Annotated in this window: 23 protein-coding genes and 1 tRNA gene; 14 read left to right on the forward strand and 10 right to left on the reverse strand. The window is 71.6% G+C overall.

What is annotated here, in order from left to right; all coding sequences use genetic code 11:
- Positions 1–15 precede the first annotated feature (15 nt).
- From E6P78_RS17090 to E6P78_RS17100, 3 genes are all read right to left on the reverse strand, one after another.
- The gene (locus tag E6P78_RS17090; RefSeq protein WP_136204457.1) at positions 16–2,544 is read right to left on the reverse strand and encodes an FtsX-like permease family protein; all 2,529 of its coding nucleotides are present in this window, start codon (positions 2,542–2,544) and stop codon (positions 16–18) included.
- A gap of 64 nt (positions 2,545–2,608) precedes the next feature.
- Positions 2,609–3,379 (reverse strand): ABC transporter ATP-binding protein, encoded by a 771-nt coding sequence (locus E6P78_RS17095; protein ID WP_136204458.1) that lies wholly within the window; start codon positions 3,377–3,379, stop codon positions 2,609–2,611.
- Between the two features lie 217 nt (positions 3,380–3,596).
- Positions 3,597–4,619 (reverse strand): LacI family DNA-binding transcriptional regulator, encoded by a 1,023-nt coding sequence (locus E6P78_RS17100; RefSeq protein WP_136204459.1) that lies wholly within the window; start codon positions 4,617–4,619, stop codon positions 3,597–3,599.
- A 221-nt stretch (positions 4,620–4,840) separates the two neighbouring features.
- Between E6P78_RS17100 and E6P78_RS17105 the strand changes: the two genes are divergently transcribed.
- The 10 genes from E6P78_RS17105 to E6P78_RS17150 all read left to right on the forward strand — a co-directional run bounded on the left by E6P78_RS17105 (position 4,841) and on the right by E6P78_RS17150 (position 15,523).
- The gene (locus tag E6P78_RS17105; protein ID WP_136204460.1) at positions 4,841–6,571 is read left to right on the forward strand and encodes an ABC transporter substrate-binding protein; all 1,731 of its coding nucleotides are present in this window, start codon (positions 4,841–4,843) and stop codon (positions 6,569–6,571) included.
- 143 nt (positions 6,572–6,714) lie between these two features.
- Positions 6,715–7,710, forward strand: a complete 996-nt coding sequence (locus E6P78_RS17110) for an ABC transporter permease (protein WP_136204461.1) — start codon at positions 6,715–6,717, stop codon at positions 7,708–7,710.
- A complete protein-coding gene (locus tag E6P78_RS17115) occupies positions 7,707–8,612 on the forward strand; it encodes an ABC transporter permease (protein ID WP_136204462.1) in 906 nt (301 codons plus the stop codon). The genes E6P78_RS17110 and E6P78_RS17115 overlap by 4 nt, the downstream gene beginning before the upstream one ends.
- Positions 8,613–8,656: 44 nt before the next feature.
- Positions 8,657–9,598, forward strand: coding sequence for an ABC transporter ATP-binding protein (locus E6P78_RS17120; protein WP_136204463.1), 942 nt, complete (start codon positions 8,657–8,659; stop codon positions 9,596–9,598).
- Entirely contained in the window at positions 9,583–10,494 is a 912-nt protein-coding gene (locus tag E6P78_RS17125) for an ATP-binding cassette domain-containing protein (RefSeq protein WP_240799236.1), read from the forward strand. Before E6P78_RS17120 ends, E6P78_RS17125 begins: the two co-directional genes overlap by 16 nt.
- The gene (locus E6P78_RS17130) at positions 10,491–12,902 is read left to right on the forward strand and encodes a glycoside hydrolase family 2 TIM barrel-domain containing protein (RefSeq protein ID WP_136204464.1); all 2,412 of its coding nucleotides are present in this window, start codon (positions 10,491–10,493) and stop codon (positions 12,900–12,902) included. The genes E6P78_RS17125 and E6P78_RS17130 overlap by 4 nt, the downstream gene beginning before the upstream one ends.
- A 259-nt stretch (positions 12,903–13,161) precedes the next feature.
- Positions 13,162–13,247 (forward strand) — tRNA-Leu (locus E6P78_RS17135).
- A gap of 281 nt (positions 13,248–13,528) precedes the next feature.
- Positions 13,529–14,131, forward strand: a complete 603-nt coding sequence (locus tag E6P78_RS17140; protein WP_136204465.1) for a DinB family protein — start codon at positions 13,529–13,531, stop codon at positions 14,129–14,131.
- 114 nt (positions 14,132–14,245) lie between these two features.
- Positions 14,246–15,124 (forward strand): Bax inhibitor-1/YccA family protein, encoded by an 879-nt coding sequence (locus tag E6P78_RS17145; RefSeq protein ID WP_136204466.1) that lies wholly within the window; start codon positions 14,246–14,248, stop codon positions 15,122–15,124.
- An 81-nt stretch (positions 15,125–15,205) separates the two neighbouring features.
- Positions 15,206–15,523, forward strand: coding sequence for a hypothetical protein (locus E6P78_RS17150; protein ID WP_136204467.1), 318 nt, complete (start codon positions 15,206–15,208; stop codon positions 15,521–15,523).
- A gap of 87 nt (positions 15,524–15,610) precedes the next feature.
- Here E6P78_RS17150 and E6P78_RS17155 read toward each other — a convergent pair whose 3' ends face one another.
- The 3 genes from E6P78_RS17155 to E6P78_RS17165 all read right to left on the reverse strand — a co-directional run bounded on the left by E6P78_RS17155 (position 15,611) and on the right by E6P78_RS17165 (position 19,125).
- A complete protein-coding gene (locus E6P78_RS17155) occupies positions 15,611–16,450 on the reverse strand; it encodes a hypothetical protein (RefSeq protein WP_136204534.1) in 840 nt (279 codons plus the stop codon).
- 272 nt (positions 16,451–16,722) lie between these two features.
- On the reverse strand, positions 16,723–17,943 hold the full coding sequence (locus tag E6P78_RS17160; protein ID WP_136204468.1) for an acetyl-CoA C-acetyltransferase: 1,221 nt from the start codon (positions 17,941–17,943) through the stop codon (positions 16,723–16,725).
- A gap of 132 nt (positions 17,944–18,075) precedes the next feature.
- On the reverse strand, positions 18,076–19,125 hold the full coding sequence (locus E6P78_RS17165; protein WP_136204535.1) for an SGNH/GDSL hydrolase family protein: 1,050 nt from the start codon (positions 19,123–19,125) through the stop codon (positions 18,076–18,078).
- Positions 19,126–19,289: 164 nt separating this feature from the next.
- Between E6P78_RS17165 and E6P78_RS17170 the strand changes: the two genes are divergently transcribed.
- Entirely contained in the window at positions 19,290–20,699 is a 1,410-nt protein-coding gene (locus tag E6P78_RS17170) for a cystathionine beta-synthase (protein ID WP_136204469.1), read from the forward strand.
- Positions 20,700–20,970: 271 nt separating this feature from the next.
- Here E6P78_RS17170 and E6P78_RS17175 read toward each other — a convergent pair whose 3' ends face one another.
- Entirely contained in the window at positions 20,971–21,831 is an 861-nt protein-coding gene (locus E6P78_RS17175; protein WP_136204470.1) for a helix-turn-helix transcriptional regulator, read from the reverse strand.
- Between the two features lie 147 nt (positions 21,832–21,978).
- Here E6P78_RS17175 and E6P78_RS17180 point away from each other — a divergent pair, with 147 nt between their 5' ends.
- On the forward strand, positions 21,979–22,740 hold the full coding sequence (locus tag E6P78_RS17180) for an SDR family oxidoreductase (RefSeq protein WP_136204471.1): 762 nt from the start codon (positions 21,979–21,981) through the stop codon (positions 22,738–22,740).
- A 25-nt stretch (positions 22,741–22,765) separates the two neighbouring features.
- On the opposite strand, the gene E6P78_RS17185 is transcribed toward E6P78_RS17180, so the two are convergent.
- On the reverse strand, positions 22,766–23,161 hold the full coding sequence (locus tag E6P78_RS17185) for a hypothetical protein (protein WP_136204536.1): 396 nt from the start codon (positions 23,159–23,161) through the stop codon (positions 22,766–22,768).
- Positions 23,162–23,366: 205 nt separating this feature from the next.
- Positions 23,367–23,759 (reverse strand): hypothetical protein, encoded by a 393-nt coding sequence (locus E6P78_RS32795; RefSeq protein ID WP_168712637.1) that lies wholly within the window; start codon positions 23,757–23,759, stop codon positions 23,367–23,369.
- A gap of 3 nt (positions 23,760–23,762) precedes the next feature.
- Here E6P78_RS32795 and E6P78_RS17195 point away from each other — a divergent pair, with 3 nt between their 5' ends.
- Entirely contained in the window at positions 23,763–24,101 is a 339-nt protein-coding gene (locus tag E6P78_RS17195) for a MarR family transcriptional regulator (RefSeq protein WP_240799238.1), read from the forward strand.
- A gap of 99 nt (positions 24,102–24,200) precedes the next feature.
- Positions 24,201–25,040 (forward strand): MurR/RpiR family transcriptional regulator, encoded by an 840-nt coding sequence (locus E6P78_RS17200; RefSeq protein ID WP_136204472.1) that lies wholly within the window; start codon positions 24,201–24,203, stop codon positions 25,038–25,040.
- A gap of 629 nt (positions 25,041–25,669) precedes the next feature.
- Here E6P78_RS17200 and E6P78_RS17205 read toward each other — a convergent pair.
- Complete coding sequence (locus tag E6P78_RS17205) at positions 25,670–26,044, reverse strand: hypothetical protein (RefSeq protein WP_136204473.1); 375 nt, start codon at positions 26,042–26,044, stop codon at positions 25,670–25,672.
- Positions 26,045–26,125: the final 81 nt, after the last annotated feature.

Consider the following 26,125-nt stretch of genomic DNA (forward strand, 5'->3'; position numbering starts at 1 on the left):
GTCGTACGGGTGCGGCTACTCGGTCTTGATGGCCGTCAGCATGTTCAGCTTGGCGGCGCTGCGGGCCGGCCACAGGGCGGCCAGCACCCCCACCACACCGGCCAGCAGCAGGAACACCGCGATCCGGCCCCACGGCACGACCAGCACGTACTGCGGGATTCCGTCGGCCACGGTCCGCCCGATCGCCCAGCCGAGGAACATGCCGAGCCCTATGCCGATGACCGCACCGAAGAGCGAGATCACCACGGCCTCCAGCCGGATCATGCGCTTCACCTTGCGCCGGTCCAGGCCGATCGCCCGCAGCATGCCGATCTCCTGCTGACGCTCGAACACCGACATGGCCAGGGTGTTGACGACCCCGAGCACCGCGATGACCAGCGCCATGGCGAGCAGCCCGTACATGATGTTCATGACGAGGTTGACGCTGCCGCCGAACATGTCCCGGATGTCCTGACGGTCCATGATGCTCATGCCCGGGTTGTCGCCCAGCGCGTCGACCAGCGCCTGCTCGTTGGCCGCGCTCGCGCCGCCGTCCGTCTTCACCCAGATCTCGCGGATGTCCGCCCGGCCCTCGTGCGGGGCCGTGGTCGCGCGGGGGATGAGGACCGGCGACAGGAACTCGTTGTCCTTGTAGAGGGCGCCGACCTTCAGCCGGCCCTTCTTCTTGTCCCCGTACGTGACGGAGACGGTGTCCCCGGGCTTCCAGCCGCGCGACTTCGCGGTCTTCTCGGCCACGGCGATCCCGCCGTCGCCCAGGGAGTCCATCGAGCCCGAGACGGTGTCGACGGTGAGCACCTTCTGCACGTCGCCCGGGGTGACGCCGGACGCCGAGACGTCCTTGCCGCCGATGGTGAGCCGGACGTCCTGCTGGGGTGAGACGGCGGTGACGCCGTCGGCCTTCTCCAGGGCGGTCAGCGCCGACTCGTCGAGCGCGTCGCCGCTCGCCATCGACACCATGTAGTCGGCCCTGATGTTGTCCGTCGTCATCTTGTCGACCGCCTGGCCGAGGGTGACGCCGAGCACCGAGATCCCGGTGACCAGGGTGAGGCCGATCGCCAGCGCGGAGGCGGTGGCGCCGGTGCGCCGGGGGTTGCGGACGGCGTTCTGCGCGGCCAGCTTGCCGGAGACCCCGAACAGCCGCCGCAGCAGCGGGCGCACCAGGGCGATCACCGGGCGGGACAGCAGCGGGATGAGGACGATGACGCCGATCAGCGCCAGGAACGTACCGGCCGCGACGAGCAGCTGCCCGCTCGACCCGGCCTTCGCGGCGCCGCCGAAGATCGCCGCCGCGCCGAGGAGGGTGATGACGCCGCCGATGGTGTTGCGCAGGACCAGGGACTTGACCGTGGCCACCGCGTGCGCGCTGTTCATCGCGGCGACCGGGGGGATCTTCGCGGCCCGGCGGGCGGGCAGCCAGGCGGCCAGTACGGTGATCAGGACGCCGACGGCGAACGCGGCGACGACCGTGGTCGGGGCGATCACCAGCGGACCGGCCGGGATCTTCCCGCCGATCAGGCTCATCGCGGACCGCAGCGCCGTCGCGAGGCCGAGGCCCACCGCGAAGCCGATGACGGAGGCGATGAGGCCGACCACGGCGGCCTCCAGGAGCACCGAGCGCTTGATCTGGCGGCGCGAGGCGCCGACGGCCCGCAGCAGGGCCAGTTCCTTGGTGCGCTGGGCGACCAGCATGGTGAAGGTGTTGGCGATCAGGAAGACGCCGACGAAGAGGGCGACACCGGCGAAGCCGAGGAGCAGTTTGTTGAGGCTGCTGAGGCTGTGCTCGATCTCCTCGGCCTGCTCGTCCGCACGCGCCCGGCCGGTCGTGGCCTCGGCGTCCTCGGGCAGCAGCGGCTTCACGGCGGCCAGCAGCTGCCGGTCGGATGTGCCGGGCTCGGCGGTGACGGAGACGTCCTCGAACTCGCCGGGGCGCAGGAACAGCTTCTGTGCGACGGGGGTGTCGAAGAGGACGAGGCTGCCGCCCGCGTTGACCGCGCCGTCCTCGGTGGTGAAGACCCCGGACAGGGTGTACTCCTTCACCGGCCCGTTGGTGGCGACGCGCACGGTGTCGCCGACCGTGTACTCGCCCTTCTTCGCGGTGTCCCGGTCCAGGGCGATGCTGCCGGCCTCGGTGGGGCCCGAGCCGTCGGTGAAGGTGTACGCGGCGTCCTCGCCGTCCTTGCCGGGGGCGAAGTTGGAGCCGGTGTTGGACCAGCCGTTGCCGATCAGCTTGCCGTCGGGGTCGGCGACCCCGGCGAAGCCGTCGACCCGGCCGGTGGCGGTGGCCACTCCGTCCAGGGCCTGGATCTTCTTCAGGGTGGCCGCGTCGATGGCGCGGGACTTCTCGTCCTGCTGGTCGGCGTAGGTGGTGACGGCGACGGCGATGTCGTCGTAGCTCTTGGCCGACTGGTTGCGGAAGGCGTTGCCGAGGGTGTCGGTGAAGACCAGGGTGCCGGAGACGAAGGCCACGCCGAGCATCACGGCGAGGATCGTCATCAGCAGTCTGGCCTTGTGCGCGAGCACGTTGCGCAGGGCGGTACGGAACATGTCTGTCAGTCCTGGGAGGGAAGGGGGCCGGAGGAAGCGGTACGGAGCGCGGGCAGGGGCCGGCTCAGCTGGTGCGGCCCTTGGCGTCGAACGCCTTCATCCGGTCCAGCACCCCGTCCGCGGTGGGGTGCATCATCTGGTCGACGATCGCCCCGTCCGCCAGGAAGATCACCCGGTCCGCGTAGGAGGCGGCGGCCGGGTCGTGGGTCACCATCACCACGGTCTGGCCCAGTTCGCGCACGGAGTTGCGCAGGAAGCCGAGGACCTCGGCGCCGGAGCGGGAGTCGAGGTTGCCGGTCGGCTCGTCACCGAAGATGATCTCGGGCCGCGAGGCCAGGGCACGGGCCACCGCGACGCGCTGCTGCTGACCGCCGGACAGCTCGGTGGGGCGGTGCTTCAGCCGGTCGGAGAGGCCCACCATCTCGATGACCTTGCGCAGCCACTCCTGGTCGGGCCTGCGGCCCGCGATGTCCATCGGCAGCGTGATGTTCTCCAGCGCGGTCAGCGTCGGCAGCAGGTTGAACGCCTGGAAGATGAAGCCGATCTTGTCCCGGCGCAACTGGGTGAGCTGCTTGTCCTTGAGCGCCCCGAGCTCCGTCCCGCCGATGCGCACCGAACCGCCGCTGAAGCTGTCGAGGCCGGCCACGCAGTGCATCAGCGTTGACTTGCCGGAGCCCGAGGGGCCCATGATCGCGGTGAACTCGCCCTGCGGGAAGTCCACGGTGACCCGGTCGAGTGCGGTCACCTTGGTCTCGCCCTCGCCGTAGACCTTCGACAGTTCCGTGGCGCGGGCGGCCACCGCGGTGGCGCGGTGAGCGGTGGACATGGTGGTCACGGCAGACTCCAGGGTGGGTGGGTGTGTACGGGACGGAAGCCCGCCCGGCGGCCCGCCGCACGGCGGAGCCCCGGGTCAGGGCTACCGCTCCATCGTCTCCGCCGCCTGGCCTCCGGTCGTCACTCCCGGTGCCCGTTCCCGGGCCCTCTCGAGTCGCATCATCCGACCCTCGGCATCCTCCTCCGGTATGACATCCGTCCCGGACAGGCCCCAGGGGTTACGGTCGCGGCGCCCCCGTCGAGCCGCGCGGCTCCAGCCGGGCCGTCGTGTCCTCGTAGCCGTCGGCGGCACCGTCGGTGACCAGGGCGAGCAGCATGCGGGCCGCGTGGCCCCCGTACGCCGGGATGTCGCGGCTGAGCGCGGTCAGCGGGGGGCGGACGACCTGGGAGAGCTGGGAGTCGTCCCAGGCGACGAGGGAGAGGTCGCCCGGCACGTCGAGGCCCATCTCCTGGGCGACCGAGAGACCGGCGACGGCCATGATGTCGTTGTCGTAGACGACGGCGGTGGGCCGCCGGGGCGAGCTGATCAGCCGGCGGGTGGCGTGCGCCCCGTCCTCGCCGGAGTAGGCCGTGTGCACGATGACCGGTTCGCCGAGCCCGAGTTCGGCGCAGACCTCGCGCTGGGCCCGGTCGCGCAGCGCGGTGTGGCTGAGCTCCGGCATCCCGGCGACCCGGGCGACCGAGCGGTGGCCGAGGGCGGCGAGGTACCCGAAGGTGTCGCGGACGGCCGCCGCGTCGTCGGACCAGACGGCGGGCAGCGGACCCGCCGCCGAGGGGTGGCCGATCGCCACGGCGGGCAGGCCGAGTTCGGTGACGCCCTCGATACGGGGGTCGGGGCCGCGCAGGTCGGTGAGGAAGACGCCGTCCACCCGGCCCTCGCCCCACCAGCGGCGGTAGACCTCCAGCTCCTGCGCCGGGTCGGTGACGACCTGGAGGAGCAGGGCGCAGCCGCGCGGCGAGAGTTCGGACTCGATGCCGCTGATCAGCTCCATGAAGAAGGGCTCGACGCCGAGCAGCCGGGCGGGCCGGCACAGTGCCAGGCCGACCGCGTCGGCGCGGGCGCGGGTGAGGGCGCGGGCCGCGCTGTTGGGCCGCCAGCCGATCTCCTGCGCGATGGCCTTGATGGCGGACCGGGTCGCGGGGGAGACGCCCGGCCGGTCGTTGAGCGCGTAGGACACCGCGACCTTGGAGACCCCGGCGCGGGCCGCGATGTCGGCGATCGTGGGGCGGTGTTTGGGCATGCGACCTCGCTTAACCGGTTCGTGTACCACCCACATCCTAGACGCCTGCCTTGCCGGGCACGGCCCCCGCGTCCGAGGGGAGATCGTCCAACTCCCCTGAGGAACAAAGGAATGGGAGCGCTCCCGCACCCTTGACAGCGTCACCCGGGGGCCTTAACTTCACGGCACTTACCCGGTTCAGTAACTCCGCTCGGCAGGGACGGCGGGGAGAAGGAGGGACGATGGGCACGGGATTCCGCGGACGGATCGCGGCCACGCTCGCCGTGATCGCGCTCGCCGCCACCGCGTGCACGGGGGGCGGCTCCTCGGGCGGCTCGGGCGGTTCCGGCGGCGGAGGCGGCGCGCTTCCCCGTAACGAGACGCTGTACACCACCGGCACGCAGTGGGGGCCGCCGGCCAACTACAACCCGCTGCACAACTGGGACCACGCCACCGGCACCAAGGGACTGGTCTACGAGACCCTGTTCCACTTCGACCCCGACGAGGGCAAGCTGACGCCCTGGCTCGCCGAGTCGGGCAGCTGGACCGGGGAGAAGACCTACGAGGTGAAGCTGCGCCCCGGCATCACCTGGTCCGACGGCAAGCCGCTCACCGCCAAGGACGTCGCCTACTCCTACGAGATCGGCAAGATCGAGGCGTCCTCCTTCCACAGCCTGTGGAGCTGGCTGTCCGGCGCCGAGGCGGTGGACACCACCACGGTCCGCTTCACCTTCGAGGAGGCCCGCTACCAGGAGTGGGACTTCACCCTCTACGGGCAGCCCATCGTTCCCGAGCACATCTGGAGCAAACGCTCCGAGAAGGAGGTCCTGGACGGCGTCAATGACAAGCCCGTCGGCACTGGCGCGTACACGCTCAAGAGCCACACCCAGGACCGGGTCGTCTGGCAGCGGCGCGACGACTGGTGGGGCGTCAAGGCACTGTCCATGAAGCCCGCGCCCCGCTACATCGTGGACGTGTCCAACCCCAGCAACGAGGTCGTCATCGGCCAGCTCGGCCAGGGCCAGCTGGACCTGAGCAACAACTTCCTGCCCGGCGCCGCCTCCCTGGTAAAGAGCAAGAAGGTCGTCTCGTACTACGACGAGCCGCCCTACATGCTCTCCGCCAACACCGCCTGGCTGGTGCCCAACACCACCAGGAAGCCGATGGACGACGCCGCCTTCCGCAAGGCGCTCGCCGCGTCCGTCGACGTCGGGAAGATCGTCAAGGGCGTGTACGGGGGCCTGGTCAGGGCCGCCGACCCGACCGGGCTGCTCCCGCAGTGGGACAAGTACATCGACAAGGACCTCGTCGCACGCGAAGGCTTCACCTTCGACACCGCCAAGGCCAAGCAGCTCCTCGCGGACGCCGGCTACAAGGACACCGACGGCGACGGCCTGGTGGAGAACAAGGACGGCTCGAAGATCAGCCTGAAGCTGGCCGTGCCCACCGGCTGGACCGACTGGATGGAGGCCGCCAAGGTCATCGCCTCGTCCGCCAAGGCCGCCGGAATCAAGATCACGACCGAGTTCCCCGACGCCAACGCCCTCAACGAACAGCGCGGCAAGGGCGACTTCGACCTCGTCGTCAACAACGAGCGCCAGCTCTCCAGCACCCCGTGGACGTACTACGAGTACATGTTCCAGCTGCCCGTCCAGAAGCAGCAGAACACGGTCAACTTCGGCCGCTACGAGAACAAGGACGCCTGGAAGCTCGTCCAGGAACTCGGCGGTGTGAAGACCGACGACACCGAGGGCATGAAGAAGGTCATCTCCGAGATCCAGGACATCCAGCTCAAGGAGATGCCGGTCATCCCCCTCTGGTACAACGGCCTCTGGGCCCAGTCCACCACCGGCACCTGGACGAACTGGCCGTCGGACGCCGAAGGCGCGCCCAAGTACGCACCCGCGATGTGGCGCAACTGGCTGGAGATGGGCGGCTTCGAAGCGCTCACCCAGCTCAAGCCCGCCAAGTGACCCCGCAGTCGTGAGAGCGGCCGGCATCCGCGCCGGCCCACTCCGGGGCGCCCGCCGCCCCAGCCCGTACCCATGACCGCCCCGCCGTGCGCGTGCCGACCTGACCGCCGCCCGCACGGCGGGGCTCTCTCCGGGGAGCCTCCTTGCGCCGCTACTTCGCCCGCAAACTTCTCATCTACGCGCTGACCTTCGTCGTCGCCGTCACCGTCAACTGGATGATCCCGCGCTTCATGCCCGGCGACCCGGTCGCCGCCATGGTGGCCCGGGCCCGCGTCTCGCAGCCCGAGGCAGTCGAGGCCATGCGCGCCTACTACAACAACCTCTTCGGCTTCGACGAGCCCGTCTGGCAGCAGTACCTGCACTTCTGGAGCGCCCTGCTCCAGGGCGACTTCGGTCTGTCCATCTGGGTGTTCCCCAAACCCGTCGCCGACGTGCTGCTCGACGCCCTCCCGTACACCCTCGGGCTGATGATCCCGGCCGTCCTGCTCAGCTGGTTCGTCGGCAACTGGGCCGGGGCGCTGGCCGCCCGCCGCAAGGTGCTCGACAACACCGTGCTCCCGGCCGGCTACCTGCTCACCGCCATGCCCTACATGTGGATCGCCGTCATCCTCGCCTGGGCGCTGGGCTCCAAGGCGGGCTGGTTCCCGATCTCCGGCGGCTACAGCCTCGACATCCAGCCGAACTGGTCCCTCGACTTCGCCCTGGACCTGCTCCAGCACTGGGTGCTGCCGTTCCTGTCCCTCTTCCTGGTCGCGCTCGGCGGCTGGGCCATCGGCATGCGCAACATGATCATCTACGAGCTGGAGTCCGACTACTCGTCCTACCTCTCGGCCCTCGGCGCACCCCAGCGCCTCATCCGCCGCTACGCCTTCCGCAACGCCGTGCTGCCCCAGATCACCGGACTCGCCCTCCAGCTCGGCGTCCTGGTGGCCGGAGCCCTCGTCACCGAGATCGTCTTCGCCTACCCGGGGCTCGGCTCACTGATCCTGGCCGCGATCCAGAACCAGGACTTCTTCCTGCTCCAGGGCGCGTTCCTGTTCATCGTCATCGGCGTCCTGATCGCCAACTTCCTCATCGACGTCGTGTACGTCGTCGTGGACCCCCGTACCCGTACCGGCATGGCAGGAGGCCAGTCATGAGCACCGCGCCCGAACCGGCCACCGAACCCGCCGCGCCCTCCGCCCCCGCCACCCGCCCCGGCCGCGAGACCCTGCACTACGCCGTGCGCAACCCCAAGCTCCTCATCGGGTTCACCGTCGTCGTGCTGCTCCTGCTCATCGGCCTCGTCGGGCCGCCGCTGCTCGACACCGCCGACCCCAACGAATACGTCGGCCCGCAGGCCGCCCCGCCCGACGGCACGTACTGGATGGGCACCACCACCTTCGGGCAGGACGTCTACGCCCAGTTCGTGCACGGGCTGCGCGCCACCTTCCTGGTCGGCGTCGTCGGCGGGGCCATCGCCGCCGTCATCGCCATGCTCGTCGGCTTCCTGGCCGGCTACCGGGGCGGAGCCGTGGACGAGATCCTCAACATGCTCACCAACGTGGTCCTCGTGCTGCCCGCCCTGGCCGTCCTGCTGATCATCAACGCCTACCTCGGGGTCCGCTCGGTCCCCGTACAGGGCCTGTTCATCGGGCTGACGTCCTGGCCGTGGGCGGCGCGGGCGATCCGGGCGCAGACGTTCTCGCTGCGCACCCGCGAGTTCGTGGACCTGGCCCGGCTCAGCGGCAGCGGCACCTGGCGGATCATCTTCCGCGAGATCGCGCCCAACATGAGCTCCTACCTCTTCATGATGTTCATCCTGCTGTTCGGCGGCTCGGTCCTGATCGCCTCCTCGCTCGACTTCATCGGGCTCGGCCCCACCGAGGGCGTCTCTCTCGGGCTGATGCTCCAGAGCGCCCAGCAGTGGAGCGCGCTCCAGCTCGGCATGTGGTGGTGGTTCGTCCCGCCGGGCGCCGGGATCACCGCGATCGTCGGTGCGCTGTACATCGCCAACGTCGGCCTCGACGAGGTCTTCAACCCGAAGCTCCGGGAGGCCTGAACCATGAACCTCGCGACCGACCGCTTCCTGGGAGGCCGGACCACATGACCCTGACCGTGACCGATCTCCGGGTCCACTACCGCACCCTGCGCGGTGAGGTCCGGGCCCTGGACGGCGTCTCCTTCGACCTCGCCGACGGGGAGATCCTGGGGCTTGCCGGCGAGTCCGGGTGCGGCAAGAGCACGCTCGGCAAGTCGCTGATCCGCCTCGACGGCCGGATGAGGCACGCGGGCGGCACCGTCACCCTCGACGGCGACGACGTGCCGGTGGCCGACGACCGGGCGATGAACGCCTTCCGCTTCCACCGCATCTCGCTCGTCCCGCAGTACTCCATGAGCGCCCTCAACCCGACCCGCCGCATCGGACGCATGATCCGCGAACTGCTCGCCTCGCGCGGCGTCACCGTGGACACCGCCGAACTCCACCGCAGGCTCGACCTGGTGGGCCTGGACCACGACGTCCTGGACCGCTATCCGATCGAGCTGTCCGGCGGCATGAAACAGCGCACCGTCATGGTGATCTCCACCCTGCTCGACCCGTCCGTCCTCATCGCCGACGAGGTGACCTCCGCGCTCGACGTCTCCACCCAGCGGGCCGTCGTCGGCGCGCTCACCGGACTGCGCGACAAGGGCCTGGTCACCAGCATGATCTTCGTGACCCACGACCTCGGCCTCACCTCGCACATCGCCGACTCCATCATGGTCATGTACGCGGGCAAGCTCGCCGAGAAGGCCCCCACGAAGGTCCTGACGACCGCACCCCGCCACCCGTACACCAAGCTCCTGCTCGGCTCGCTCCCCGCAGTCGGCGCCCGGCACGCCGACCAGCCCCTCAAGGGCATCGCCGGCGCCCCGCCCTCCCTCCTGAACCCGCCGGCCGGCTGCCGCTTCCGCGACCGCTGCCCGGTCGCCGACGAGCGGTGCGCCGAGGAGCCCCCCGTCGTGGAGATCGCCCCCCGCCACTCCGTCGCATGCTGGAAGGCCTGATGCTGACCCTCGACCACGTCACCAAGACCTACCGCGCCGGAGCGTTCGGCGGCGGCTCCGTCACCGCCGTCGACCGGGTCTCCTTCACCGCCGCACCCGGCGAGGTCGTCTCCCTCATCGGCGAGAGCGGCAGCGGCAAGTCCACCATCGGCCGGATGATCCTCGGCCTCACCGGCGTCAGCTCCGGCACCCTCACCCTGGACGGTCAGCGGGTGCGCCCCGGCAAGGACTTCTACCGCCGCGTCCAGGGCGTCTTCCAGGACCCCTTCTCCTGCTACAACCCCGTCTTCCGCGCCGACCGCGTCTTCGACCTGGTCCGCCGCGCCTACCACCCCGGCGTCCCCGACAAGGAGTGGGCCGACCGCGTCGAGAAGGCCGTACGGGACGTACGCCTGGACCCCGCACAGGTCCTCGGCCGCTACCCGCACCAGCTCAGCGGCGGCCAGCTGCAACGCCTCCTCATCGCCCGCGCCCTCCTGCTCGACCTGAGCTTCCTGGTCGCCGACGAGATCACCAGCATGCTCGACGCCTCCACCCGCATCGACGTCCTCAACCTCCTGGCCGGCCTCAAGGAACGCGGCCTCGGCGTCCTCTACATCACCCACGACCTCGCGCTGGGCACCTACCTCGCCGAGAAGACCGTCGTGCTGCGCCGGGGCCGGATCGTGGAACGCGGCGACACCCACAAGCTCTTCGGCAACCCCCTCCACCCCTACACCCGCACCCTGCTGGCCGCCGTGCCCCGCCTCAACCAGCCGTGGGACCCGCCGCAGCCGGTCGAGTCCTGCGCCTTCCACGAGGCGGGCCCACCCGCCACCACCGACCTGTACGAGACCGAGCCGGACCACTTCGTCGCCTGCGCCCAGCTCCCCGACTGCGGAAGGACCCCCGCGTGACCCTTCGCCACCTGCCCCTGCACGACGGCTGGACGCTGCACCCGGCCGGCCCCGTGCCCCCCGGGCTCCTAACAGGAGGCGTCCCCGCCACCGTCCCCGGCTGCGTCCACACCGACCTGCTCGCGGCCGGGCTCATCGACGACCCGTACCTGGACGACAACGAGACCCGGCTCGGCTGGATCGGCCGCACCGACTGGACGTACCGCACCACCTTCGACTGGGCACCCGACGGCCACGACCACGCCGCCCTGTGCTTCGACGGCCTCGACACCGTCGCCACCGTCCTGCTCAACGGCACCGAGGTGGGCCGCACCGCCAACCAGCACCGCTCCTACCGCTTCCCCGTCCGCCCCCTGCTGCGCGAGGGCGCCAACACGCTCGACGTCCGCTTCACCGCCCCGTACACGTACGCCGAGGAGCTGCGCGACCGGCTCGGCGACCGGCCCGGCGCGTACGCGGAGCCGTACGCCTTCATCCGCAAGATGGCCTGCAACTTCGGCTGGGACTGGGGCCCGACGCTCGTCACGTCCGGCATCTGGCGCCCGGTGGCCCTGGAGACGTGGAGCGGCCCGCGCATCGCGTCCGTGAAGCTCCTCCCGGACCTGGACGCGGACGGGGTGCCGCGCCTGACCGTCGAACTGGAGGTGGAGCACGACGGCCTCGCGCCGCTGTCGGGCGAGGTCGGGGTGATCGGCGCGGGCGCCGTCTTCATCGCCACGGAGGACGAGCACCGCGTCTCGGTCACCCTCTCGGTGCCCGAGGCCGAGGTCTGGTGGCCGCACAGCCACGGTGAACAACCGCTGTACGACGTGACGGTCCGCGTCGGCGACGACGTCCGCCGCCTCAGAACGGGCTTCCGCGCCGTCACCCTGGAACGCGAGGCGTTCCGCGTCTCCGTGAACGGCGAGCCGGTCTTCGTACGCGGCGTGAACTGGATTCCCGAGGACTGCTTCCCGGCCCGCCTCACCCGGCAGCGGATCTCCGAACGCCTGGACCAGGCCGTCGCCGCCCACGTCAACCTGATCCGGGTCTGGGGCGGCGGCCTCTACGAGAGCGACGACTTCTACGAACTGTGCGACGAGAAGGGCCTGCTGGTCTGGCAGGACTTCCCGTTCGCCTGCGCCGCCTACCCGGAGGAACAGCCCCTGTGGGACGAGGTGGCGGCCGAGGCCCGCGAGAACGTCACCCGCCTCGCCCCGCACCCTTCGCTGATCCTGTGGTGCGGAAACAACGAGAACCTGGAGGGCCACGCCGACTGGGGCTGGCAGAAGGAGCTGGGCGACCGCACGTGGGGCCACGGCTACTACCACGACCTGCTGCCCTCGATCGTCGCCGAGACCGACCCGACCCGCCCGTACTGGCCGGGCTCCCCGTACTCCGGCACCGAGGACATCCACCCGCAGGACCCGGACCACGGCACCATCCACATCTGGGACGTCTGGAACCGCGCCGACTACCTCGCCTACGCGGACCGGGTGCCGCGCTTCGTCGCCGAGTTCGGCTTCCAGGGCCCGCCCGCATACGCCACCCTGCGCCGCGCGGTCAGCGGCCCGCTCACCCCCGACGCCCCGCTCCTGGCCCACCACCAGAAGGCCGAGGACGGCAACGCCAAGCTGCTGCGCGGCCTGGGCGACCATCTGCCGCAGCCGGGAGCGGACTTCGACGACTGGCACTGGCTCACCCAGCTCAACCAGGCCCGCGCCCTCGCCTTCGGCATCCGCCACTTCCGCTCCCACGCCCCGTACTGCATGGGCACGATCGTCTGGCAGCTCAACGACTGCTGGCCGGTGGTCTCCTGGTCGGCGGTCGACGGAGAGGGCCGCCGCAAACCGCTCTGGCACGCGCTGCGTTCGGTCTACGCGGACCGCCTGATCGCGGTACGCGACGGAGCCGCCCACCTCGTCAACGACACCCCGGCCCCCTGGAACGGCACCCTCCACCTGACCCGGCACGCCCTGGACGGCACGGTCCTGGCCGAGGAGGAGCTGACGGTGACCACGGCCCCCCGCACCACGACCCGCATCCCCCTCCCCCCATCGGTGGCGATTCCCGCCGACCCGACCCACGAACTCCTGTCCGCCCGCCTGGGCGACACCAGGACCCTGGACTTCTACGAGGAGGACACACGGGTGGCGCTACCGCCGGCCCGCTTCGACGCGACGGTGACGGAGGACGGGGGCGGCGGTGCTCCCGCCTACCGCGTCGAGGTGACGGCCCGCACCCTGCTCCGGGACCTCGCCCTGTTCCCCGACCGCCTCCACCCGGACGCCGAGGCCGACCACATGCTGGTCACGCTCCTCCCGGGCGAGAGCACCACGTTCCGGGTCACGGGGGCGGCCCTGGAGGACCCGTCAGCCCTCGGCGCACGCCCGGTCCTGCGGTGCGTGAACGACCGGATCGAGACCTAAAACCGGCCATGGGGTGGCGCGCCCCTGGCGACCAGTGGCGCGCCCCTGGCGAAACGGCTGTGTCGGTGCGGCGACTTTCCGTCAATTCGGCCGGTGCCCCAAGGCTGTCGCCATCTGGTCCGGGCAGGTGGCTACGCGTCCCACGTGCGCTGACGGGCCCTCAAGAGATCGATAAGTAAGACAACATCGAGCCACTGTTCGGCTGATCGGGGTGAGCCCCCCGGATAGGGTCATGTGCCAACGCGGAGCCGCGCGCCAAGCCCGGATGGTGGAATGCAGACACGGCGAGCTTAAACCTCGCTGCCCCTCGGGGGCGTGCCGGTTCGAGTCCGGCTCCGGGCACCATCGCGTACGTGGCCCCAAGGAGACCACCGCCCGGGAGACGGCGGGGTGTTGACCGTTCACCCCGTTCCCGCCCGGCCTCCGCGATGTCGGACCCGTCTGCTGTGATGGCGGCTCGGACGACGGGAACCCGATGCGAGGGGAACGGCAACGGGTACAAGCCGAGCGGCGGGCCGTGCTGACGGCACCTTCGAGCGGCTGGCGGAGGCCGCCGGAGCCAAGTAGGCGTCCGAGGGGCGGGAGAAGTCGTTGGGGCCGGCCCGCGCGACCGGCAGGTTGGGCGTATGACGGTTATGGATCAGTACAAGCACGGTCTGCGGCTCTACCTCCAGGACGCCCGGGACACCTTTCTGTGGAAGCTCGACGGCCTGTCGGAGTACGACATCCGCCGGCCCCTGACGCCCACCGGCACCAATCTGCTGGGGCTCGTCAAGCACGTGACCGGCGCCGAGGCCTTCTGCCTCGGGGCCGCCTTCGGCCGGCCGGTCGACGCGCCCGCGCTCTGGGTCGTCGGTGACGCCGAGCCGAACGCGGACCTGTGGGCCACCGCCGACGAGACCCGCGAGGGGATCGTCGGCGGGTATCGCCGGGTGTGGGCCCACTCCGACGCGACCGTCGAGGCGTTCGGGCTCGACGCCGTCGGCCGGCTGCCCGGCCCGGACGGGGGCGGGCCCGAGCTGTCGCTCCACCGCGTCCTCGTCCACATGGTCGCCGAGACCCAGCGCCACGCCGGGCACGCCGACGTCGTCCGGGAGCTGGCCGACGGGGCGGCCGGGCTGCGGGAGGGGAGCGAGGACATGGCGCCCGGGGACGCGGCATGGTGGCGTGATCACCGGGAACGTGTGGAGAGCGCGGCCCGGGAGGCGGCCGACCGGCTCGCGGGGTGACCGTGCGTACGCCCGGTGCGGGTGGGAAAGATCCTCCCCTGGCACTAGGCTCAATGCTTTGCCTACCCATTACTCTTGTGGGAAGGCCACGCTGGGTGGCCATGGAGGAGTGAGATGAGGAGCAGCAACCCGGTCTTCTCGCGACGGGGCTTCAGCCGCGACAACGGTTACGCCGGTTTCAACGCGTCACCGCAGGCCGGGGCCCCCGCAGCGGGCGCCAACCCGTACGCGCAGGGCACCGCCCCGAACCCGTACGCCACGAACCCCTACGCACCCGCGGGCGGCGTCCCGCAGGCGCCGGCGCGCTCCGGTGCGATGACGATCGACGACGTCGTCACGCGTACGGCGATGACGCTGGGCACGGTCATCCTCGGTGCCGCGCTCGCCTGGGCGCTGCTTCCGGTCGACGAGGCCAACCTCAACAAGTCGTACGGCATCGCGATCGGCGCCGCGATCATCGCGTTCGTGCTGTCGCTCGTCCAGTCCTTCAAGCGCAAGCCCGTACCCGCGCTGATCATCGCGTACGCCGCTTTCGAGGGCGTGTTCCTCGGGGTCATCTCCAGCGCGGTCAGCACCTACATCGGGCCGGGCGTCGTGATGCAGGCGGTGATGGGCACCATGTGTGTCTTCGCCGGTGTGCTCCTCGCGTACAAGATGCGCTGGATTCGTGTCACCCGCCGGTTCTACGGCTTCGTGATGGCCGCCGCCATGGGCTTCATGCTCCTGATGGTGGTCAACCTGCTCTTCGCCGCCTTCGGCGGCGGTGACGGCCTCGGCTTCCGCAGCGGTGGCCTCGGCATCCTCTTCGGTGTCATCGGCATCGTGCTCGGCGCCTGCTTCCTGGCCCTCGACTTCAAGCAGGTCGAGGACGGCATCGCGTACGGCGCGCCGCGCGAGGAGTCCTGGCTGGCCGCCTTCGGCCTCACCATGACCCTGGTGTGGATCTACCTGGAGATGCTGCGCCTGCTCTCCATCCTCAGCGGCGACGACTGATCGCCCCTGGCTCGGTGAAGCGGCCCGCAGGCTCCGGACGGAGCCTGCGGGCCGCTTCACGTATGCGGGTAGGGTCGATGGGTGCTCGATACGACTCCCCTGATCACCGCCGTGGACCGATTCGCCGACCGGCTGCGCGCCGCCCCGCAGAGCAGGCTGAAGCGGGGAGCGGCCGCCGAAGGGCTGGCCGCGGCGCGGGAGCTGGCGATGCGGGCGCAGCGCGCCGAGGCGCCCGGGCGGGAGCCGAGGGTCATGCCGGACGCCGGGATGTTCGCGGTCGGCGACCAGCTCGCCGTCGCGGGGCGCGACCTGGCCGCGGCACTGGAAACGGCCCCGTCCGTCGAGCTGGACGAGGCCGTGCAATTCGTCGAGGAAGCGGCCGCGCGGGCCTTCGCGTAAGGGGCCGGGCGGCGGTACGGGGCGGAGCGGCCGGCGAGAGCCGCTTCCGGCGGAGTGGGGGGTGGAGCCGGAGACCGGTCGGGCGCGCTAGAAGCTCGCTATGACGCGGTCGGCCAGTATGTAGACGTTCTCCCGGCCGCACGAGAACGTCAGCGCGTACGCGCCGGAGACGCCGGAACCGCCCAGCAGCACCGGGTGCTCACCGGCGCGCAGCGATTCGGCCAGACGCTCGGCCGTCTCGCGGTGGCCGGGGGTCATGCAGAGCGTGGTGCCGTCGGCGAAGACGTAGACGTCGAGCGTGCCGAGCGGGCCGGGGCGCACGTCGGAGAGTTCCGTACGGCTGTCGGCCAGCTCCTCCAGGCGGTTCACCGTGCGCTCGTGGTCGGTGACGACGGGCGTCTGCACCGGCACGAAGTCGGGGTGCGAGGGGTGGCGACGGCGGGCCGCGGCCAGCTCGGGGGAGTCCTCGGCGAACTCCGCCGTCTCGGGCAGGTCGGCCGTGTCGGTCAGCTCCGTCATCCCGGCGAGCTCGGTCAGCTCGTCCAGCGCATCGGCGGCGTCGAGGTCCATCGATTCGAGACCGGCGAAGTCGCTCTGGCGGGGCATGAAGAACGGCGCGTCCTCGCCCAGGCCGGTCAGACCGCCCAGCAGCGAGGGGGCGTCGGCGGCGTCCCGCGCCTCCTGCGAGGCCCAGAACGCACGGGCCTCGGCGAGCTCCCGCTCCCGCTCCTCGGCCAGTGCCTCGGCGACGGCCGCGCGTATTTCTTCGGCGGAGGTGGTGTCGTGACGACCTTGAGCGGGTACTGCGGCTGTACGGGCGTGGCCGTCGGCCAGCTCCTTCCGGAGGGCCGAAACCTGCCTGCGCAGCCCGTGAGCGGCGTGCAGAGCGGCGGCGCCCACGGCCGTGGCGGCGGCGGTGGTCAGCAACAGGGCAATAGGCATGGCGCTCACTGACTTACTCCCGGTTTCAATCGATCCTCCGACTTCCTACATCAGCTTGTGCCCCAACGGCACCCTGTGTCAGTGCATTACGTCACGAATTGGACAGGTCTTTGTGCCTGGGGCCTGCCCCCGATGTGGGTGTGACCTGCGGAAATGGCTCTCCCCCAGGAGATAGATCACATCCTGGGGGAGATTCGGTCACGGTCGGGGCTCGGAACCGGCCACGCCGTCGTCCGGGGCCGTGAAGCCGGGGCCGCTCAGCTCAGGCGCTCGATGACCATCGCCATGCCCTGGCCGCCGCCGACGCACATGGTCTCCAGACCGAACTGCTTGTCGTGGAACTGCAGGCTGTTGATCAGCGTGCCGGTGATCCGCGCGCCGGTCATGCCGAAGGGGTGGCCGACGGCGATGGCGCCGCCGTTGACGTTGACCTTCTCCAGCGGCAGGCCGAGGTCGCGGTAGGAGGGGATGACCTGTGCGGCGAAGGCCTCGTTGATCTCGGCCAGGTCGATGTCGTCGATGGTCAGCCCGGCCCGCTTCAGCGCCTGCTTGCTCGCCTCGACGGGGCCGTAGCCCATGATCTCGGGGGAGAGGCCCGAGACGCCGGTGGAGACGATCCGGGCCAGCGGGGTCAGGCCCAGCTCGCGCGCCTTGGTGTCGGACATGATCACGAGCGCGGCGGCGCCGTCGTTGAGCGGGCAGCAGTTGGCGGCCGTGACCAGGCCGTCGGGGCGGAAGACCGGCTTCAGGCCCTGGACGCCCTCCAGCGTGACGCCCGCGCGCGGCCCGTCGTCCTTGGCGACGACCGTGCCGTCAGGCGTGGTCACCGGGGTGATCTCGCGCTCCCAGAAGCCGTTCTTCAGGGCCTCCTCGGCGAGGTTCTGCGACCGTACGCCGAACTCGTCCATGTCCTGGCGGGTGATGCCCTTGAGGCGGGCGAGGTTCTCCGCGGTCTGGCCCATCGCGATGTACGCGTCCGGGACCAGGCCGTCCTCGCGCGGGTCGTGCCAGCTCGCCCCGGACTCCTCGGCGCGGGCCGCGGTGCGGGCCTCGGCCTCGGCGAAGAGCGGGTTGTGCGTGTCCGGCAGGCTGTCGGAGTTGCCCTTGGAGAAGCGGGACACCATCTCGACGCCGGCCGAGATGAAGACGTCGCCCTCGCCGGCCTTGATGGCGTGCAGGGCCATGCGGCTGGTCTGCAGGGAGGACGAGCAGTAGCGGGTGACCGTGCAGCCGGGAAGGTGGTCCATCCCCATCTGCACGGCGATGATGCGGCCCAGGTTGTTGCCCTGCTCGCCGCCGGGCAGGCCGCAGCCGAGCATCAGGTCGTCGATGTCCTTCGGGTCCAGCTCGGGGACCTTGGCCAGCGCGGTCCGGATGATCGTGGCGGTCAGGTCGTCCGCACGCAGGTCCTTCAGCGACCCCTTGAAGGCCCGGCCGATGGGCGAACGGGCGGCAGAGACGATCACGGCTTCGGGCATCACGCGGCTCCATGGGGACTGGAAGGCTGTCTGGCACGACTGCTCTGGAAGTTACCCGGACGTACTGCCGAGGTCACCCGGGGCGGCATGTGATGCGGGCCTCTTTTCTAAGCAACCGCTCAGTCAACTGTCTCACGCGTGCCTCGGCGAGGTGCCTGTGTCCGTGCCGGGGTGCCGCTCCAGCCGCGTGGAGCCGCCTGCCTCCGCGTGCGGGTGGGGGTGCGGTTCCGTGGTCCCGGGCAGGCGCCGCCGCCTGCGGTGCTTGAGCAGCGCCCAGGGCGCCCGGGCCCCGGTGACCTCCGTACCGGCCTCCTTGGCCGCCTGGGAGGCCGCCTTGGCCACCGGCAGCATGCCCTCGCTCCGGGCACCGTCCAGCCGGTCCGACTCCGGCCACAGGCCCAGCACCGCGCAGAGCGTCGGCAGGACCGCCATGGACGCCGTCGCGTACCCCTCGGCCGAGGGGTGGTAGTTGTCCGGGCCGAACAGCTCCCTCGGGTTCGCCTCGAACTCCGGGCCCAGCAGGTCGCCCAGCGACACCGTGCGCCCGCCCTGTTCCACCGCACCGATCGTCTGGGCCGCCGCCAGTTGCCGGCTCACCCGCCGGGCCAGCCACCGCAGCGGCTGGTAGACCGGCTCGATCGTGCCCAGGTCCGGGCAGGTCCCGACGACGACCTCGGCCCCGGCAGTCCGCAGCCTGCGCACCGCCGTGGTCAGACACCGCACCGACTGGGTGGCGGGCATCCGGTGCGTCACGTCGTTCGCCCCGATCATGATCACGCACACGTCCGGCGTCCGGGACGGGTCCGCGAGCAGCAGCGAGACCTGCCGCTCCAGATCGTCCGACCGCGCACCCGGCAGCGCGACGTTGCGCAGATCCACCGGCCGCTCCGACACCGCCGCGAGCCCCGACGCCAGCAGCGCCCCCGGGGTCTGCCCGGCCCGGCGCACCCCCTGCCCCGCCGCGGTCGAATCCCCGAGCAGCCCGAAGCGCAACGGCTCCGCGGGCCCCGTGAACGCCACCCCGTACCGTCCGTCCGCGCTCGGCGGCACGGGGGCGATGCCGCCGCCCACCTGCCGCTTCGCCAACTGGACCTCCGCCAGCAGGACGCCCACCGCCGCGGCCCCCAGCAGCCCGATGCTGCCACCGCCGTAGGCCGCGCCCGCCGCGATCCGCCGTGCCACCCTTGCCGTCGACACAGTCCGGTCCACCTCCTCGTCGCACGTACCGCCGCACAGCCGTACACAGAGCTACCTGCCCGCTACCGGCCGTCGTTCAATCGTTTCGCCCAATCTCGTGCCCGTACGCATACGCTTGCCGCACCATCTCGGAGACCCCGGAGTAAACGGTGCAATTCCACGATTCGATGATCAGTCTCGTAGGCAACACCCCGCTGGTGAGGCTGCGCAGCGTCACGGCCGGCATCCAGGCGACGGTCCTGGCCAAGGTCGAGTACTTCAACCCCGGCGGGTCGGTCAAGGACCGGATCGCCCTGCGCATGATCGAGGCCGCCGAACAGAGCGGCGAGCTGAAGCCCGGCGGCACGATCGTCGAGCCGACGAGCGGCAACACGGGCGTCGGCCTGGCGATCGTCGCGCAGCAGAAGGGGTACAAGTGCGTCTTCGTCTGCCCGGACAAGGTGTCCACGGACAAGATCAACGTGCTGCGTGCCTACGGTGCCGAGGTCGTCGTCTGCCCCACGGCGGTCGACCCCGAGCACCCCGACTCGTACTACAACGTCTCCGACCGGCTGGTCCGTGAGACGCCGGGGGCCTGGAAGCCCGACCAGTACTCCAACCCGAACAATCCCCGGTCCCACTACGAGACCACCGGTCCCGAGCTGTGGGAGCAGACGGACGGGAAGATCACCCACTTCGTGGCAGGGGTCGGCACCGGCGGCACGATCAGCGGCACCGGCCGCTACCTCAAGGAGGTCAGCGGCGGCGCGGTCAAGGTCGTCGGCGCGGACCCGGAGGGCTCGGTCTACTCCGGCGGCTCCGGCCGGCCGTACCTGGTCGAGGGCGTCGGCGAGGACTTCTGGCCGTCGGCGTACGACCGCGAGGTCACCGACGAGATCGTCGCCGTGTCCGACAAGGACTCCTTCCAGATGACCCGCCGCCTCGCCAAGGAGGAGGGGCTGCTCGTCGGCGGTTCCTGCGGCATGGCCGTCGTCGGCGCGCTGGAGGTCGCGAAGCGGCTCGGACCCGATGACGTGGTCGTCGTGCTCCTCCCGGACAGCGGCCGCGGCTACCTGAGCAAGATCTTCAACGACGAGTGGATGGCCGACTACGGCTTCCTGGAGGACAACGGCCCCTCCGCCCGGGTCGCGGACGTCCTGGACCACAAGGAGGGGCCGATCCCGACCCTCGTCCACATGCACCCGGAGGAGACGGTCGGCGAGGCGATCGACGTCCTGCGCGAGTACGGCGTCTCGCAGATGCCGATCGTGAAGCCGGGCGCGGGCCACCCGGACGTGATGGCCGCCGAGGTCATCGGCTCGGTGGTCGAACGGGAGCTGCTGAACGCGCTGTTCGCCCAGCGCGCCTCGCTCACCGACCCGCTGGAGAAGCACATGTCGCCGCCGCTGCCGCAGGTCGGCTCCGGCGAGCCGGTCGAGGACCTGATGGCGGTGCTCGGCGGCGCGGGGGCCGCGGACGCGGCGATCGTGCTGGTGGAGGGCAAGCCGAAGGGCGTGGTCAGCCGCCAGGACCTGCTGGCGTACCTCGCGAAGGACGCACCGGGCGCCGCCAAGGCGTAGGGACCGTGCGCGCGCGTTCGCGAGAACGGTACGTGTGCGTCACGCCGGCGCAGCACCGGCTTAACACGGCTCGGGCACATTGGTGGGTGTCGGCGGGGAGACCCACCGGCACCGGATACGGCGACACGGACTACGGAGCGGCTCCCGGACCTCCACCGTCGCCCGGACGCGCAGACCGGCCCTGACCCGGACCGCGTCGTCCTTCGCGGGGACCGCCGTCGTCCCGCCCCCCGGGAAACCGGGGGTTCGGCGGTCCCCGCGACACACCGTTCTAGGCGCGGAGGTCGCGCGCGCCCTCCTGCTCCTCGGGCCCGGCCGCCGCCCAGCTCGCCAGCAGGGCGATGCGCTCGGCGGTCTCCGAACCCGGCTCGGGGGTGTAGACGACCAGGGAGAGCCCCGGCTCGCCGGGCACGGCCAGCGTCTCGTACGGGAGGGTCAGCGCGCCCACGACCGGGTGGTCGATCCGCTTCACGCCGTACGTCTTCGCCTTCACCTGGTGATCCGCCCAGAGCCGGCGGAAGTCCTCGCTCTTCATCGACAACTCACCCACCAGGGCGGCGAGTTCCTTGTCGTCGGGGTGAAGTCCCGCGTCCAGGCGCAGATACGCGACCGTCTCCGCCGCCACGGCCGGCCAGTCCGGGTACAGCTCCCGGGCCCCCGGGTCCAGGAACACCTGGCGCGGCATGTTGCGTTCGGCGGCCGGCATCCGGGAGAAGCCGACGAGCGCGTCCCCCAGCGCGTTCCACGCCAGCACGTCCATGCGGCGGCCCAGCACGAAGGCGGGCGCCCGCTCGAACAGGTCGAGCAGCAGCCGCAGCCCCGGCCGCACCCGCCGCCCCGCGGGCTCCGCCGCCGTGCGCGCCTTGGGGCGCGCCACCGTCCGCAGATACGCGTGCTCCGTCGCGTCGAGCCGGAGCACCCGGGCTATCGCGTCGAGCACGGCGTCCGAGACGCTGGGGCCGCGCCCCTGCTCCAGCCGGATGTAGTAGTCGACGCTCACCCCGGCGAGCTGTGCCACCTCCTCGCGCCGCAGGCCCGGAACGCGCCTGCGGCCGTACGAGTTGAGCCCCACGTCCTCGGGCCGGATACGGGCACGCCGTGAGCGCAGGAAATCACCGAGTTCGCCGTCCATGGACCCGATCGTAGGAGAACGGCGCCCGCCCAGCCTGGTACTGGCGGACCCAGGAAAGACGCATCCCTGGGTAGCCGGCGCGGCCGGGCCCAGTGTGGTGTCCGGCGGGGAGATGCCCCGGCCGGACACCACACCGAGGAGCACCCCATGTCGTACGAGACGCTCGCAGGCCGCACCGCCGTCATCACCGGAGCCGCCAGCGGCATGGGCGCGGCCACCGCCCGGCTGCTCGCCGCCCAGGGCGTACGGGTGGCGCTGCTGGCCCGCCGCGCGGACCGGCTGGAGCAACTGGCCGCGAAGATCACCGCGGACGGCGGGCAGGCCCTCGCCGTCACCGCCGACGTCACCGACCAGGCGTCCGTGGACGCGGCGGCCGACCGGGTGCACGCGGAGTTCGGCCGGGTGGACCTGGTGGTCAACGCGGCCGGCGTGATGCTGCCGAACCCGGTGGAGGCGGGCCGCGCCGACGAGTGGCAGCGGATGCTCGACACCAACGTGGCGGGCGCCCTGCGCATCATCCGGGCCTTCACCGCTGACCTGGTGACGGCGGCCGCCGAAGGCCGCACCGCCGACCTGGTCAACATCTCCTCGATCGGCGCGCACACCCTGTTCCCGCACTACGCGGTCTACGGCGCCACGAAGGCCGCGCTCACCTACCTGTCGGCCTCGCTGCGCACCGAACTCGGGCCGCGTGACGTCCGGGTCACCAACCTCGAGCCGGGGCTCACCGATTCGGAGCTGGCCGGGCACGTCGACAACGCGGAGCTGAGCGGGCAGCTGGACGGCATGTTCGATGCGCTCGGCGGGCTGTCCGCCGACGAGATCGCCGACCTCATCGCGTACACCACCAGCCGCGCCCGTCACATCAACCTGCGCCAGCTGGTCGTGCTGCCGACCCGTCAGGCGTGAGCCGCGCGCGGTCCGGGCGGTGGGCTCACTCCTCCCAGTCGGAGGCCGCCCGCCGCTCCTCGCGCCCGCGGAACAGCCGCCTGCCGTGGCCCGCCTGGAAGACGTTGACGCCTACGATCCCGAGCCAGGCCACGATGAGCCCGCCGATGCCCGCGTTCGCGGCGCCGATGGCGGACAGCGGGACGGCCAGGACCAGCGAGATGATCCCGAATCCGAAGCGCTCCCCGAAGTGCCCCGTAGGCTGCCCCGGCGCACGCGCGCCCCGGGCGAGGGAGGTCTGCTGCTCCGCGAGATGCCGCCGGACCCTCCGGTCGAGTGTGACGTCGAGTCGCTGTTCCACCTTCTCCAGGAACGACTCGACGAGCGCGGAGTCGTAGTCGTTCCCCAGCTCGCTGCGGGCCGCCTGGCAGCGGTGGGACAAGGTGTCCGCGGCCGGCGACCCGCTGCCGTGGGTGCGGACCGTGGCGGTGCGGCTGGCGGTCACCACGTGGCGCAGGACGCGCGGCCGGCTGCGGGCGCACTTCCGGCACGGGGCGCCCGCCGATGTGCCCGGCCTCTCCGAGGACCGGGCGGCCCTGGCCGGCGCGCTGGGGGAGCTGAACAGGGAGCGGCGCCGGGCCCCGGTCTCAGGAGGCGGGCCGCAGGGCCTCGCCCCCCGTACGGCGGGTCAGCCACCAGGCCGAGGCGAGGTGGACGGCCGCCGCGAGGGTGCCGCCGGCGGCCATGCCGGTGATGCCCCGCTCGACGCCGATGTACGCGTCCCCGAGCTGGGCGGCCCCGGCCACCGCCAGGACCGGGGCGAGCGCCCGGTGTTCGGTGCGCAGTACGTGGGCCAGGGCGGCGGCGAGCGGGAGGGCACGGGCCGCGTAGAGCTCCGCGTACGTCCGGAGGCCGTCCGTCGCCTCCGTGCCGGGCGGCAGGAGGAGCGTGGGGAATCGCTGACCGCCACCGTGGCCTTCCAGCTCGGCACGGTCGGCGCGATCACCGCGGAGCTGTACGCCGAGCGCATCGCCGTCCACGGCTTGAAGCCCAAGCACGCCGGGCTGCTGGCCCTGCTGGCCAGTGGGGCCGCGGCCTCGCAGCAGGAGATCGCCCGCGCCATGCGGGTGACGCCCAGCCTCGTCGTCGGCCTCGCCGATCACCTGGAGGAGCTGGGCGCGATCGGCCGTGAGCGCGACCCCGGCGACCGCCGCCGCCAGATCCTCACCCTCACCGCACACGGCCGCGAACTGCTCGCCCTGTGCGCGGCGGAGGCGAGCGCCGTCGACGAGGAGCTGACGGCCGGTCTCGACGAGGAGTTCCGGGCCCGGCTGCGCGAGACCCTGGCCGTCCTCACCGCGCGGGCGGGCCTGCCCGGGTAGTCGGCGCAGGCGGCTGGATATGGACATGCAGGGGCCTTGCTGGCTGAATGGATTCGTCGGCGCCGGACCTCGGCACGGCGGACCTACCGAGGGGACAGGATGAGCGGGAGCAGCCCGGCCGCACGGTTGCAGGAGCTGTTCGAGGGCCACAGGCTCACGCCCACACAGCGCCGCATCGCGCACTCGATGGTGCGCAGGGCCGGTGACGCCCCGTTCCTCTCCAGCGTCGAACTCGCCGAACTGGCCGGGGTCAGCCAGCCCTCCGTCACCCGGTTCGCCGTCGCCCTCGGCTTCGACGGCTACCCCGCCCTGCGCAAGCACCTGCGCGAGGTCGCCCCGGCCGGCCCGGAAGCGGGCGAGGAGACGTACAACGAGTACCAGCAGGCGGTGCTCGGCGAGATCGAGAACCTGCGCCACCTCGCCGAACTCCTCGCCGACCCCGGCCCCGTCGAACGGGCCGGCCGGCTGCTCGCCGACTCCCGGCCGCTGCCTGTGCTCGGGCTGCGCGCCGCGTCCTCGCAGGCCCGGGGGTTCGGGTACTTCGCCGCCAAGGTGCACCCGGATGTCCGGGTGCTCGACGAGGGCGGCAGCATGCTGCACGACCGGATCGACGCCGCGCGCCGGGCCGGTGCCACCGCGCTGATCTGCTTCGCCCTGCCCCGCCACCCCCGCGAGGTCGTGGACGCCCTCGCGTACGCGCGCGCCCAGGGGCTCGCCGTGGTCTCGGTCGCCGACTCCGCGTTCGCGCCCGTGGCCCGCCACAGCGACCTGCTGATCCCGGCCGCCGTCGGAACCGGCCTCGCCTTCGACACGGCCTGCGCGCCCATGCTGCTGGGGCGGGTGCTGCTGGAGGCCATGTGCGACGACCTGCCCGACGCGCAGGCCCGCCTTGAGGAGTTCGACGCGGGCGCGGTGGCCCGGGGTCTGTTCGTGGAGTGAGGCGGTAACCCCGGTCCGGGGCGGGGCCCTTGGGCGGGCGGCATCCTTGAGCCTGCGCCCCGGTCCGGGACGCGGGGTTCCGTCCTCAAGCGCCGGACGGGCTTGAACGGGGCGCCGGCCCCCACGGGTTTCCCCCGGTCCGGGGCGCGGGGTTCCGTCCTCAATCGCCGGACGGGCTCAAAGGCGCGCCCCGGCCTTGTGGGTGGGGTCCGGGGGCCCTCCGGGGCGTCTCCTCGGACGACGAACGTTCGGCGGGTACGCAGCGGCACCCGGGTATCCGTTCCTCGTCCTGCGGGGACTCCCCTGCACGCCCCCGGACCACCCGTCGCGCGCCTGCACACCGGTTGGCACGAAGGTCGCAGACGCAAGGCGGCCGGGTGGGGGCGTGCAGGGCAGTCCCCGCAGAAAATGGCGTACGACCCGGGTCCCCCACGCACCCGGGTGAACACGCCGTTTTTGAGGAGTCTGCCCGGAGGGCCCCCACCCCCACCCACCGGACAGGAGGCGACCCGCACCCCGCAGAGCAACCCGCACAAACCCAGCCCGTCCGGCGCTTGAGGACGGAACCCCCCGCCCCGGAAGGGGGCAAGCCCAAGGATGCCGCCCGCCCAAGGGCCCGGCCCCGCCCGTCAGACCTCCAGGTCCGCCTCGATCTTCTTCAGCTGGTGACGGGCCATGGCCAGGTTGGCCCGGCCCGCGTCCAGGACCAGGTAGAGGAAGAGCCCGGTGTTGCCCCGGGTCTTGAGCAGCCGGATCAGGTGGTACTGGGTGCCCAGGGTGATCAGGATGTCCTCGATCTCGTCCTGGATGCCGAGGTGCTCCATGGTGCGGAGCTTGGCGCGTACGACGTCGGTGTTGCCGGCGGCCGCGACCTCCAGGTTGAAGTCCTTGCCGCCGCCGAGGGTGCCCAGCGCCATGCCGCTCGTGTAGTCGACGAGGGCGACACCGGTGGTGCCCTCGATGGACGACATCGCTTCCTTCAGTGACGCTTCGGTGTTCGCCATGAGTGGGTGTTTCCTTTCCTCGACCGGCCGCTGAGACCGGTTCCTTTTTCCTTCGGGTGTGTGTCGGTGGTGTCTGCGGGG

This window comes from Streptomyces sp. A0958, from assembly GCF_004795035.1.
Lineage (GTDB): Bacteria > Actinomycetota > Actinomycetes > Streptomycetales > Streptomycetaceae > Streptomyces.